General features: G+C 62.1%; 11 protein-coding genes. 7 read left to right on the forward strand and 4 right to left on the reverse strand.

Annotated elements, in window-relative coordinates:
- Positions 1-117 precede the first annotated feature (117 nt).
- The 4 genes from DEVEQU_RS09405 to rhaM are packed head-to-tail and all read left to right on the forward strand — an operon-like array spanning position 118 to position 3,924.
- Positions 118-1,623: a sugar ABC transporter ATP-binding protein gene (locus DEVEQU_RS09405; protein WP_126150313.1), complete on the forward strand. Its 1,506-nt coding sequence runs from the start codon at positions 118-120 to the stop codon at positions 1,621-1,623.
- The gene (locus tag DEVEQU_RS09410) at positions 1,620-2,600 is read left to right on the forward strand and encodes an ABC transporter permease (protein WP_126150314.1); all 981 of its coding nucleotides are present in this window, start codon (positions 1,620-1,622) and stop codon (positions 2,598-2,600) included. Before DEVEQU_RS09405 ends, DEVEQU_RS09410 begins: the two co-directional genes overlap by 4 nt.
- Complete coding sequence (locus tag DEVEQU_RS09415) at positions 2,597-3,595, forward strand: ABC transporter permease (protein WP_126150315.1); 999 nt, start codon at positions 2,597-2,599, stop codon at positions 3,593-3,595. The genes DEVEQU_RS09410 and DEVEQU_RS09415 overlap by 4 nt, the downstream gene beginning before the upstream one ends.
- Complete coding sequence (gene rhaM / locus DEVEQU_RS09420; protein ID WP_126150316.1) at positions 3,592-3,924, forward strand: L-rhamnose mutarotase; 333 nt, start codon at positions 3,592-3,594, stop codon at positions 3,922-3,924. The genes DEVEQU_RS09415 and rhaM overlap by 4 nt, the downstream gene beginning before the upstream one ends.
- Before the next feature lie 3 nt (positions 3,925-3,927).
- On the opposite strand, the gene DEVEQU_RS09425 is transcribed toward rhaM, so the two are convergent.
- Together DEVEQU_RS09425 and DEVEQU_RS09430 are read right to left on the reverse strand one after the other, a co-directional pair.
- Entirely contained in the window at positions 3,928-5,190 is a 1,263-nt protein-coding gene (locus DEVEQU_RS09425; RefSeq protein ID WP_126150317.1) for a DUF3422 domain-containing protein, read from the reverse strand.
- 86 nt (positions 5,191-5,276) lie between these two features.
- Positions 5,277-6,137, reverse strand: coding sequence for an NAD-dependent epimerase/dehydratase family protein (locus DEVEQU_RS09430; protein ID WP_126150318.1), 861 nt, complete (start codon positions 6,135-6,137; stop codon positions 5,277-5,279).
- 210 nt (positions 6,138-6,347) lie between these two features.
- Here DEVEQU_RS09430 and DEVEQU_RS09435 point away from each other — a divergent pair, with 210 nt between their 5' ends.
- The 3 genes from DEVEQU_RS09435 to DEVEQU_RS09445 all read left to right on the forward strand — a co-directional run bounded on the left by DEVEQU_RS09435 (position 6,348) and on the right by DEVEQU_RS09445 (position 8,326).
- The gene (locus DEVEQU_RS09435; protein ID WP_126150319.1) at positions 6,348-6,782 is read left to right on the forward strand and encodes a hypothetical protein; all 435 of its coding nucleotides are present in this window, start codon (positions 6,348-6,350) and stop codon (positions 6,780-6,782) included.
- A gap of 120 nt (positions 6,783-6,902) precedes the next feature.
- Positions 6,903-7,232 carry an SH3 domain-containing protein gene (locus DEVEQU_RS09440; RefSeq protein ID WP_164550333.1) on the forward strand — a complete coding sequence of 110 codons (330 nt, stop codon included), beginning with the start codon at positions 6,903-6,905 and terminating at the stop codon, positions 7,230-7,232.
- Positions 7,233-7,324: 92 nt separating this feature from the next.
- Complete coding sequence (locus tag DEVEQU_RS09445; RefSeq protein WP_126150321.1) at positions 7,325-8,326, forward strand: asparaginase; 1,002 nt, start codon at positions 7,325-7,327, stop codon at positions 8,324-8,326.
- 518 nt (positions 8,327-8,844) lie between these two features.
- On the opposite strand, the gene DEVEQU_RS09450 is transcribed toward DEVEQU_RS09445, so the two are convergent.
- On the reverse strand, positions 8,845-9,459 hold the full coding sequence (locus DEVEQU_RS09450; protein ID WP_126150322.1) for a superoxide dismutase: 615 nt from the start codon (positions 9,457-9,459) through the stop codon (positions 8,845-8,847).
- Positions 9,460-9,557: 98 nt separating this feature from the next.
- Positions 9,558-11,633 carry a S9 family peptidase gene (locus DEVEQU_RS09455; RefSeq protein ID WP_126150323.1) on the reverse strand — a complete coding sequence of 692 codons (2,076 nt, stop codon included), beginning with the start codon at positions 11,631-11,633 and terminating at the stop codon, positions 9,558-9,560.
- Between the last annotated feature and the right edge of the window lie 112 nt (positions 11,634-11,745).

Below are 11,745 nucleotides of genomic sequence, written 5' to 3' on the forward strand. Positions count from 1 at the left end.
ACGTCACCACCCGGCTTGACCGTGTGGTCCATTTTTTGAGTGGCAACATCGCATGGATTGCCCGGTCAAGCCGGGCAATGACGGTGTGGGTGGGCCGCTTTCAAAGAGCCCACATTCATGACCGATCCCATCCTGACCCTTTCCGGCATATCCAAGAGCTTCCCCGGTGTGCGGGCGCTAAACGAGGTGTCGCTGGAACTCTATGCCGGAGAGGTGACAGCGCTGATCGGGGAGAATGGGGCTGGGAAATCGACGCTGGTCAAAACCATGACCGGCATCTACCAGCCGGATGCGGGCGAAATCCGGGTCGGAGGGCAGGTCGTATCATTGCCGACGGCGCATTCGGCTTCCGACGCGGGCATCACTGCCATCCACCAGGAAACTGTATTGTTCGACGAGCTCAGCGTCGCAGAGAACATCTATCTTGGCCACGCGCCGCGTACCCGACTTGGGTTGATCGACTGGAAGATCATGTATCGCGAGGCGCAATTGACGCTCGATTCCATGGCATCCGGCATCGATGCGCATATGTCGCTCAAGGAGTTGGGCATCGCCAAGAAACACCTGGTCGCCGTGGCGCGTGCCCTGTCTGTCGATGCGCAGGTGGTCATCATGGATGAACCCACCGCAGCGCTGTCGCAAAAGGAAATCGAAGAGCTCTACGTGCTGGTCGACCTGCTGAAGCAAGACGGCAAGGCCATACTCTTCATCTCGCATAAATTCGACGAAATCTATCGGATCGCCGACCGCTATAGCGTGTTCCGCGACGGCGAAATGGTGGGCAAGGGGTTCATCAAAGACACGCCTCAGAACGAGATCGTCAAGCTCATGGTCGGGCGTGCAGTCGATCAGATTTTCCCGGCAAGACAGGCCAGTATCGGGGAGGCTGTGCTCGAGGTCAGCGGCCTCAGCCACCCCACTGAATTCGACGATGTGTCGTTCTCCGTTCGCAAGGGCGAAATCCTCGGCTTCTATGGGCTGGTTGGTGCCGGGCGCTCCGAGGTGATGCAGGCTGTGTTCGGCATGACCCGTCCCTCCGGTGGCAGCATGGTGCTCGACGGCAAGGCCATCGCGCCGCGCTCGCCGGCCGATGCCGTGGAGGCCGGCATCGTCTATGTGCCCGAGGAGCGCGGCAAGCAGGGCGTCATCACCGGCGAGCCGATCTTCAAGAATGTCTCGCTTCCCAGCCTGAACAAGACTAGCCGCTCCGGCTTTCTGCGCATGGCTGAGGAATTCAAGCTGGCGCGTACCTATACCGAGCGGCTCGACCTGCGCGCATCATCGCTCAGCCAAAATGTCTCCACGCTATCGGGAGGCAACCAGCAGAAGGTCGTGATCGCCAAATGGCTGGCGACCTTGCCGAAAGTGATCATCCTCGACGAGCCGACCAAGGGCATCGATATCGGCTCCAAGGCCGCTGTGCACGAATTCATGGGCGAACTGGTGGCGCAGGGCCTCTCGGTCATCATGGTCTCTTCGGAATTGCCCGAGGTGCTGGGCATGAGTGACCGCATCGTCGTCATGCGGGAAGGCGTGGTGGTGGATATTCTGGACAACCAGAACCTGCAGCCCGAAACGCTGGTGCGGCTGGCGGCCGGCATTGTCGATGAGGTTGCAGCATGACACGGCTGTTCAAGACCAGAGAACTCTGGCTGGCTTTGGCGATCCTCGCCGTCATCGTCCTGGTCACATTCCGCTTTCCGCGCTTTGCCCAGCCGGGCAACCTCCTGACCATCGTCAATGACACCTCTATTCTGATGATGCTGGCGCTGGGGCAGATGGTGGTGATCCTGACGCGCTCCATCGATCTCTCCATGGCGTCGAACCTGGCCCTGACGGGCATGATCGTGGCCATGGCCAATGCAGCGTTCCCTTTCATTCCTATCCCGCTACTGATCGCCGGATGCGTGGTCGTCGGCGCAGCCCTCGGTGCATTTAACGGCATGCTGGTCTGGAAGCTCGATATTCCTCCGATCGTCGTAACCCTTGGCACGCTGACCATTTTCCGCGGGCTAGTCTTTGTCATTTCCGGCGGCGCCTGGGTGAATGCAGCGCAGATGAGCCCCGATTTCATCGCTCTGCAGCGTGGCGCGTTGCTGGGTCTGCCGATCCTGAGCTGGTTCGCGGTGATCGTGGCCATCCTGTTCTTCGTGCTGATGACGCGCACGCCGCTCGGCCGGAGCTTTTACGCCATCGGCGTCAATCCGACGGCTTCGGTCTATACCGGCATCAATGTCGGTCGGACCAAGTTCCTGGCCTTCGTCATTTCCGGCGCCGTCTCGGGCCTTTGCGGCTATCTCTGGATTTCGCGCTACGTGATCGCTTCGGTGGAAGTTGCCAGCGGCTATGAGCTCACTATCATCGCCGCCTGCGTCATTGGCGGCGTCTCCATCGCCGGCGGCATCGGCACGGTGGCAGGCGCGCTGCTCGGCGCGCTGTTCCTCGGTGTGGTCAACAATGCGCTGCCGGTGATCGGCGTTTCTCCATTCTGGCAAATGGCCATTTCGGGCGCCGCCATTCTGATCGCTGTTGTGCTCAATGCGCGCGGCGAAACCCGCAAGGGGCGCATCATCCTCAAGAAAGCCGAGGCGGCCGCATGACCGACACATCCTTTGGCCGGCGCCTGCCGGATCGGCTCGACAATCCGCTGAAATCGGCGGTGATGAGCTGGGAAAGCCTGCTGGTGCTGGTGGCGCTGGGCATTTTCATCACCAACAGCTTTGCCTCACCCTATTTCCTCAATGCCTGGAGCCTGTCCGACCTCACCTTCAACTTCACCGAAAAGGCGTTGATCGCCTTGGCAATGGCATTGGTGATCATCACCGGCGAGATCGACCTTTCGGTCGCCTCCATCATCGCGCTGGCATCGACGCTGATGGGGCTGGCGCTGCAATATGGGGCGGACACGCCAACGCTGGTGGCTGTTGGCGTCGGTGTCGGTATTTTGTGCGGCGCCTTCAATGGCTTTCTCGTCACCGGTCTCAAACTGCCCTCCATCGTCGTCACCATCGGCACGATGAGCCTCTTCCGCGGCATTGCCTACATCATCCTTGGCGACCAGAGTTTCAAAGGCTACCCCAAGGACTTCTCATGGTTCGGGCAGGGCTACGTCTGGTGGGTGATCTCCTTCGAGCTGGTGCTGTTCCTCGTCGCAGCCGTGATTTTCTACGTGCTGCTGCACCACACCAATTTCGGCCGCCGGGTTTTCGCTATCGGCAATAATGCGACAGCCGCGCAGTTTTCTGGCGTGCGAGTCGAGCGCATAAAATTCGTGCTGTTCTGCCTTACTGGCCTGATGAGCGGCATAGCGGCCGTGCTGCTGACGGCGCGGCTCGGCTCGACCCGCCCCTCCATCGCCCAGGGCTTCGAGCTCGATGTCATCACCATGGTCGTGCTGGGCGGTGTGTCGATCCTTGGCGGCGCCGGCTCCATCATCGGCGTGGTGCTGGCAGCTTTGATCATCGGGCTCGTCACCTTTGGGCTGGGCCTGCTCAACGTGCCTGGTATCGTCATGTCGATCTTCACCGGCACACTGCTAGTCGTGGTGATCGCGCTGCCTATCCTGTGGCGGATGTGGACGGAGAAACGCGCATGATCGTCGACGACGGCTATGAAAAGCACGCCTTCAAGATGCGGCTCAATCCCGGCATGGCGACCGAGTACAAAAAGCGCCACGACGAGATTTTCCCCGAACTGGTCGACCTGCTGCATGAGGCCGGGGTGAAGGATTATTCCATCCATCTCGACGAAGAGACCAACACGCTTTTCGGCGTGCTGTGGCGGCGGGTGGACCACACGATGGCCGATCTGCCGAAAACCGCGATCATGCAAAGATGGTGGGCTCATATGGCCGACATCATGGCGACCAATGAGAAGAACGAACCGATCTCAGTCGATCTGCTGCCGGTATTCTGGATGAAATAGGGTTCAGTGTGGCTCGTGGGCGCGGCGCACCGCGCGGGCCATAAGCCAGACGGCAAGGACCACGAAGGGCGCGGCGAGCGAGAGCGCCATGGTCTTGTCCCAGTGCAGCTGCGTCAGCGGCCCGGCCAGAAGATAGCTGATGATCCCCAGCAGATAATAACTGATTGCAATGGTGGAGAGACCCTCCACCGTGCGCTGCAGCAGGAACTGGCTGCGGGCAGTGCGGGCGATATTGTCGAGCAAAGCGGCGTTCTGCACCTGCATATCGACCCCGATCCGCACATTGAGCAGGCCAATGGCGCGCTCGATCTTGCCCGATAACACGCTGAGCCGTTGTTCGATAGCGGCGCAGGTGGCAAGGCCCGGATCGACGCGGTTGCCGATATAGTGTGTCAGTGTCGAGCCGCGGCTGGTGCCTTGTTCGCGAAGGCCCATCAGGCGGGTGCGCAACACCTCGCCATAGGCGCGACCTGCCGCAAAGCGATATCCGAGCCGCTCTGACAATTGTCCAGAGCGCACCGAAAGGCCATGCAGCGCGTCGAGCACGGTCTGGGCGCTGGCCGGGCTGGTTGCCTCTGAAAGCCCATCGATAACGCGCGAAAGCTCGGTCTCCATGCCGCGCAGGTCCGCCGAGGCGGAACGGGCCAGCGGCAGGCCGAGCAGGGCCATGCTGCGATAGGTTTCGACCTCCAGCAGCCGCCGCAACAGGATCGAACGACGGAGAGTGGTGAGGCCGCCGGCGGCGAACTCCATACGGGTGAAGCGGGCGGCGTCGGGCACGAAATCGGTGATGACTTGCGCTTTGCCGCCCTCGATATCCGACAGACACAGGCTGGCGAGGTTGAAGCCGGGCAGGAGACGTTCGGGGATGGAAGTGTCGGTGATCACGTCGATGCGCATGGCGCCGATCAGCGTGCCATCGCCAATGGCTTCAAGCCCGATATCGTCGGGCCAGTTTTCGCCATCCTCGATCGCCGAGCGCCAGGTTATGGTGATGAATTCTGTATGGAATTCCCAGGTCACGTCGCGTTTTGGCGTCGCAAAACTATATTGGCGGCTGGCCGATTGCGGCAGCTCCATCCCGGCCGCTCGGCGGAAGGTAGCAAAGCGATCAAAGGCGTTTTGCATGGCACCGGGCTCGCCGGGCATGACCAATACCAGGCGGCGCACGCGGCACGCGTCGGGCACGATCTGCACCGGGCGGGCATGGACCTCTTCCATGACAGCGCGGCGGTGCGGGTGGTCTTGCGGGATCAGGCTGGTCATCTCGGACTCCTCAGCATGTCAGGAGGCCCGTTTGCGGCGCGGCGGGCAATAGGACGTTCCGCCACGCCACTTTGGTCGTAGACCGATCAGGCCATCGCGTTGCGCCAGCTATATTGCGGCGAAAAGCCCAGCATGCGCTTGGCCTTGTCGATGGAGAGCAGGGTGGAGTTGGTGGCGATATTGCCACGTTGCTCGACCTCGGGAAAGACCTCTGCCAGGAGCGAAATGTTCGAGCGGCTCATGACCGTGTCGGCATTGGCGATGATGAAGGCTTCAAAGCCCTTGAAATCGGCAAGAATGGCGCGTCGCACGGCCTGGGCGCCGTCGCGGGCGTCAATGTAGCCCCAGAGATTCCACTTGCGCTTGTTGGGGTCGCTGTCGAAACCGGGGAAGGTGGCGTAGTCCTCCGGGTACATGACGTTGGAAAAGCGCAGGCCGACGATGCGCAGGTCCGGATCCCAGCGGCAGAACTGGGCTGCCATGGTCTCGTCGAGCAGCTTGCCGAGTGAATACGCGCTTTCCGGTCGCGGAAAATATTCTTCGTCTACAGGTACATAGGGCGGTGGCGTGTCGAAGGGCAGGCCGAGCACGGTTTCGCTCGAAGCGAAGACGACATTCTTGATGCCGGCCAGGCGGCAGGCTTCGAAGATGTTGTAGCTGGCCGCGACATTGTTGCTGATCGTGCGCGCATTGGCGGCCAGACCAGGCGCCGGAATAGCCGCCAGATGCACCACGGCGTCGAAGGGGCCGCGCTTTTCGTCGATGCCGCCGAGAATGGCGGCGGCGACTTCGCCAAAATTGCTGAGATCGACGCGGACGCTGGGGCAGATGGACTCGGGCAGGGCCTGCTGGTCGAGGTTGAGCACGTCAAAACCATGCTCGACCAGGTCGCGCAAGACGGCGCGTCCCAGCTTGCCGCTGCCGCCCGTCACGAGAATTTTCGTCATGCCAACCTCCTCAGATTTCAAGCAAATTTCGCGTTCCTCAGGCGTGGAGAGTATCGCAAAACCCTAGCAATGCCAACCGCTTGCATGGGTAAACGGCAGATGAATGGCGCTCTCAGGGGCGGTTCAAACCAAGTGTGGGAAAACATCGATCAAGGTCGATGGAGGGACATCGACGGGGCGCTTCGCCCGGATCGAAACAGGAGACTTCAAATGCTCAAGCTCACCACGCTCATGCTCGTCGCCGGTCTTGCCACGGCAGCCACCACCACAATGTCCAGCGCCGCCGTCTGGGTCGCTGGCCAGCAGAACCAGCAGACCAAGCCGGTCGCCTCGTCCAATTCGGGCAATTGCGCCGACGAAATGGGCCATATGCGCCGCGTAAAGGCCTCAGATATCGAAGCAATTCGCGGCAATGACGTGTGGCTGATCCCCATCTGCGAGGAGCTGCATCTGACCGGCCGCGGCGACTATGGCGCGCTGTTCGTCAATGGCAATGTCGATCGCCTGCGCACCCCGATCGCCCGTAATGCCACGCTGATGGCCGCGCTCAAGGCCAAGGGCTACGACCAGAACGACGTCGTGTCGCTGCGCTTCGGCGGCAATAACGGCATCGTCCTCTATGTCTACCAGCGCCACATGAATTGAGCGCTTCACCCGGACCCTGACCGCGATATGAACGGATTCTGAACGCGCCTCTCAGGGTGAGTTCAAATCGGGGCGGTTAGGGTCTCTCCAACGATGACAATCGTCCAGGGGGACAGTCAAATGAACAAGGCTCAGGAAAAGGTTCTGGTCGCTGCACTCTGCGGCCTCGTGGTCACGGCCGCGGCCGCTTTCGCCGTGCAGCCGGCGCTGGCCGCCGGATATTCGGTCGAGACGCTGGCGCGGGTGAGCAATGTGGCTCAGTGGGATCAGCTCAATGTGCGCAAATGGCCGGCCAGCTACTCGCAGAAGGTCGGTGCGCTCAATCCCGGCACCCGTGTCTGGGTCGAACGCTGCATCGAGGTCGAGAACAGCACCGACTGGTGCCTCGTCGATCGTGGCTCGGTTCAGGGCTGGGTCAATTCCCGTTTCCTGACCCCGATCAAGGGCTGACGCCGCCGCGCATCACCCCACCTCCAACCCATGCATGTTGACTTTTCCGGTCCAGCGCTGTTCGTGGCAGCGTCTGGGCCGGAGTTTTTGATATGGATGCCAATCCCGTTCTCGTCGAAGTCGTGCGTGGCAACTGGGTGGAGAACCGCCATCGCGGCGCCTTCGTGGTGACCGATGCCGATGGCACCATCATCGCCTCGGCCGGCGATATCGACCATCCGATCTTTCCGCGCTCGGCCATCAAGTCGATGCAGGCGCTGGCCATCTTCGACCGCCACGCGATCGAGAAATTCCATCACACGTCTGAAGAGCTGGCGCTGGCCTGTGCCTCCCATCATGGCGAAGACAGCCATGTCAGCAATGTCGCGCATTTCCTCGAGCGCATGGGACTTTCGGCCAATGATCTCGAATGCGGCGCGCATATGCCCACCAATGGCAAGGCGCGCGACGCGCTGCGCGCGGCGGGGCAGGACCCAAGCCCGCTGCACAATAATTGCTCCGGCAAGCATTCGGGCATGCTGAGCGTGGCGCTGGCCATGGGCGTAGCAACCGAGGGTTATGTGACCCGCGAGCATGAGGTGCAGCGCGCCGTGCGGGCGGCGGTGGAGGCGGTGATTGGTGAGGCGCTGACCGAAGATCGCTGCGGCACCGATGGCTGTTCCATTCCCACCTGGGCCGCCCCGATCCGCAGTTTCGCGCAGGGTTTTGCCCGCATGGCCACCGGCAAGGGGCTGGATGCCGGCCATGCCGCGGGCGCAAAGGCGCTGTTCGATGCGGCCACGAGCCACCCCCATCTCGTCGCCGGCACCGGTCACCTCGACACGCTGGTCATGGCGGCCTTCAAGGGCAGTGTGATGCAGAAGGGGGGCGCCGAAGGCGTGCAATGCGGCGCCATTCGCGGCAAGGGCTGGGGGTACGCGCTCAAATGCGACGACGGCAATATGGCCGCCAGCCAGGCCATGGTCGCAGCCCTGCTGCTGAAATTCGCCGACCCGGATGCGGCACAGCGCGAGGTGCTTGAACAGTTCGCGCGGCTGCCGACCAAGAATGTGCGTGGGGCTGTCGTGGGTGAGATGCGGGCGGTGATGATTTAGCGGCGGTTCACGTTCTGGTTGATGCGGCTCCAGCGCCCCCCCCTTGAGGGCAGTGTTTACTTTGGGCTCATCGGGAGGCACGGTAACCGCGGTTCCTGCTCTCCCTCCCCCTTGAGGGGAGGGCCGGGGTGGGGGTGCTGCGGGCGCCGCAAACCCCCATTTCCAAACGGATTTTCTGATGGTTCAGCACCCCCACCCTCATTCCCTCCCCTCAAGGGGGAGGGAGGCCGGCCGGTGTTTTTGGCTAGACTTTGTGTACGAAGCGATGCAGCCCCTACCCCAGGTGGGACGGTGGAGTAAGGGTGGGGCCGGCTGAGGCGGTTAGCCACCGAGCGTCACCCTCGGCCTTGAGCCGAGGGGTCTTGTTTGCGGGGATATCGCGAAGTGCAGAGCCCTCGGGTCTTCGCCCGAGGGTGACGGCCGGAGGTTGGGTAACGGCCTGCGGGTATCGCCATCGCAGGCGCACAAAAAAACGGCGGGATTGCTCCCGCCGTTGGATGGGTGAAGCGGCGCCTGGATCAGGCGGTGGCTTCCTCGAACAGCTTTCCGACGTGTTCCCAGTTCACGAGATTGTCGAACCAGGCTTCGAGATATTTCGGGCGGGCGTTGCGGTAGTCGATGTAGTAGGAGTGTTCCCACACGTCGACGCCGAGCAGCGGCTTGCCGCCATGGACCAGCGGGGACTCGCCATTGGCGGTCTTGGTCACTTCCAGCTTGCCGGTCTTGTGGTTGAGCGACAGCCAGGCCCAGCCCGAACCGAACTGGGTGGTGCCGGCCTGGATGAAATCGCCGCGGAACTTGTCGAAGCCGCCCAGGTCTTCATCGATCTTGGCTGCGAGCTTGCCCGGCAGGGACTTGCCGCCGCCATTGGGCTTCATCCAGTTCCAGAAATGGACGTGGTTATAGTGCTGGCCGGCATTGTTGAAGAGGCCGGCATTCTTGCCAAAGCTCTCCTTGACGATGTCTTCGAGCTCGAGAATTTCCAGACCCGACCCTTCCAGCAGCTTTTCGCCATTGGTGACGTAAGCCTGGTGGTGCTTGTCGTGGTGGAATTCGAGCGTTTCCGCCGACATATAGGGGCCCAGCGCATCGTAAGCGTAGGGCAGCGGGGGAAGGGTGAACTTGGTGGTCATGTTAGCCTCCGTTCGAGAATGGTATGACGCTGGAAGAACCGGCTATAGGGCTGTGGTTATAGGCGCATGCGCGTGTCGCAACAATGTCGGTGGGTGAACTAACCGTCCAATCCGACTGACTTTATTGCAAAGGCGTAGCACTGGGCGGTTTCCTTGAGACGGTCGAAGCGACCGGACGCGCCGCCATGGCCGGCACCCATATTGGTCTTGAGGTATAATGGTGCATCCCCGGTCTTGGTTGCCCGAAGTTTTGCCACCCATTTGGCAGGTTCCCAATAGGTGACGCGCGGATCGGTCAGCCCGGCCAGGGCGAAAATCGGCGGATAGGCCTGGGCAGACACCGCCTCGTAAGGGGCATAGGCGGCGATACGCTCATAGTCGGCGGGGGAAGTGATGGGATTGCCCCATTCTGGCCATTCCGGCGGAGTCAGCGGCAGGGTGTCGTCGAGCATGGTGTTGAGCACGTCGACAAAGGGCACCTGTGCGATGACGCCGCCCCAGAGGTCCGGCCTGAGATTGGCGATGGCGCCCATCAGCATGCCACCGGCCGAGCCGCCCTGGGCGACGATTTTGCCCTTTGACGTATAGCCCTGCTCGATCAGCATTTCGGCGGCGGCGATGAAATCGGTAAAGGTGTTGGTCTTATGCTCGCGGCGACCGTGCTTGTACCAGCGATAGCCCTTTTCCATGCCGCCGCGGATATGGGCGGTGGCGTAGACAAAGCCGCGATCGACCAGCGACAGCACCGAAACCGAGAAGGCCGCCGGCATCGACATGCCATAGGCGCCATAGCCGTAGAGCAAGGCGGGGTTGGAGCCGTCCAACTGCGTGCCCTTGCGACAGAGCAAGGTGACCGGCACCTGCTCGCCATCGGGCGCGGTGGCGAAGAGCCGGCGGGTTTCGTAATCGGCGGGGTTGTGGCCCGAGGGCACTTCCTGGGTTTTCAGCAGGGTGCGCTGGCCGGTTTCGAGATCGAAATCGAAGACCTGGCTGGGCGTGGTGGGCGAGGAATAGGACAGGCGGAACACCGAGGTGTCGAATTCATAGCCGGTGGACATGCCCAGCGAATAGGCCTCCTCGGCGAAGCGCACGACCTCTTCCTTGCCGGTGCGCAGGTCGCGGGCGACGATGCGCGGCAAGCCGTCCTCGCGCTCCAGCCGCAGCAGATGGTTTTTGAGCAAGGCGACGTCGAGCACCAGCACGCCTTCGCGATGCGGCACGATGTCGACCCAGTTTTCGGCAGCCGGCGCGTCGGCGGGGACGGTCACGATCTTGTAGTCCTCGGCGCCGTCCGCATTGGTGCGGATATAGAGGACGCCGTCGCGCTCATCGACCTCGTATTCGCGATCGGTGACGCGGGGGGCGACGAGGCGCGGCTCACCGCCCTGTTCCGCGTCGATGAGATAGATTTCCGAGGTCTGGTGATCGTGGGCGTCGATGACGATGAACTTGTCCGACAGCGTCTTGCCGACGCCGACGAAGAAACCGGGATCGCTCTCCTCATAGATGATCGGGTCGGCGGCCTGGTCGGTGCCCAGATCGTGGCGGCGCACGCGATAGGGGCGGTGGTTGTCGTCATATTCGGTGTAGTAGATGGAATTGGAGTCATTGCTCCAGACATAGGAGCCGGCGGTCTCCCGGATCACCTCGCCGGTATCGGTGAGGCTGGCGAGATCGCGCAGCACGATGTCGTAATATTCCGAGCCGGCGCGGTCGGCGGCCCAGGCGAGCAGAGCGTGGCCGGGATCGTGGCTGGCGCCGGCAAAGCCGAAATAGCCATCGCCCGCTTCGATATTGCAATCGAGCAGCACGGTCTCGGCGCCGCCATCGCGGGCGGTGCGCACGATCTGGGGATATTGCTTGCCCTCGAGCATGCGCGAATTATAGGCGAAGGGACCGTCCGGAGAGGGTACGCCGCTGTCGTCTTCCTTGATGCGGCCGCGAATCTCCTTGTAGATCGCGTCCTGCAGATCGGCGGTCGGCTGGCCGAATTCGGCCTCGTAATAATCGTTCTCCGCCTCGAGATAGGCGCGGATCTCGGCATCCAGCGTCTCGGGCTTCTGCATCACCTCCTGCCAATTGTCGGCGCGCAGCCAGGCATAGTCATCGACGCGGGTGGCGCCGTGATGGCTATGGGAATGGGCAAGGCGCTTGGCGATGGGGGCTTTGGCCATGGTGAGGCAATCTCCACGAAGGGCAGGGCGCGGCCGGGCCGCGCGATAGGACTGGCAAGGACATAGGCCTTGGCCGGAGCGATGGAAAGGGGCGGTGCCCGGATTTGGAGGG

Source organism: Devosia equisanguinis, from assembly GCF_900631955.1.
Taxonomy (GTDB): domain Bacteria; phylum Pseudomonadota; class Alphaproteobacteria; order Rhizobiales; family Devosiaceae; genus Devosia; species Devosia equisanguinis.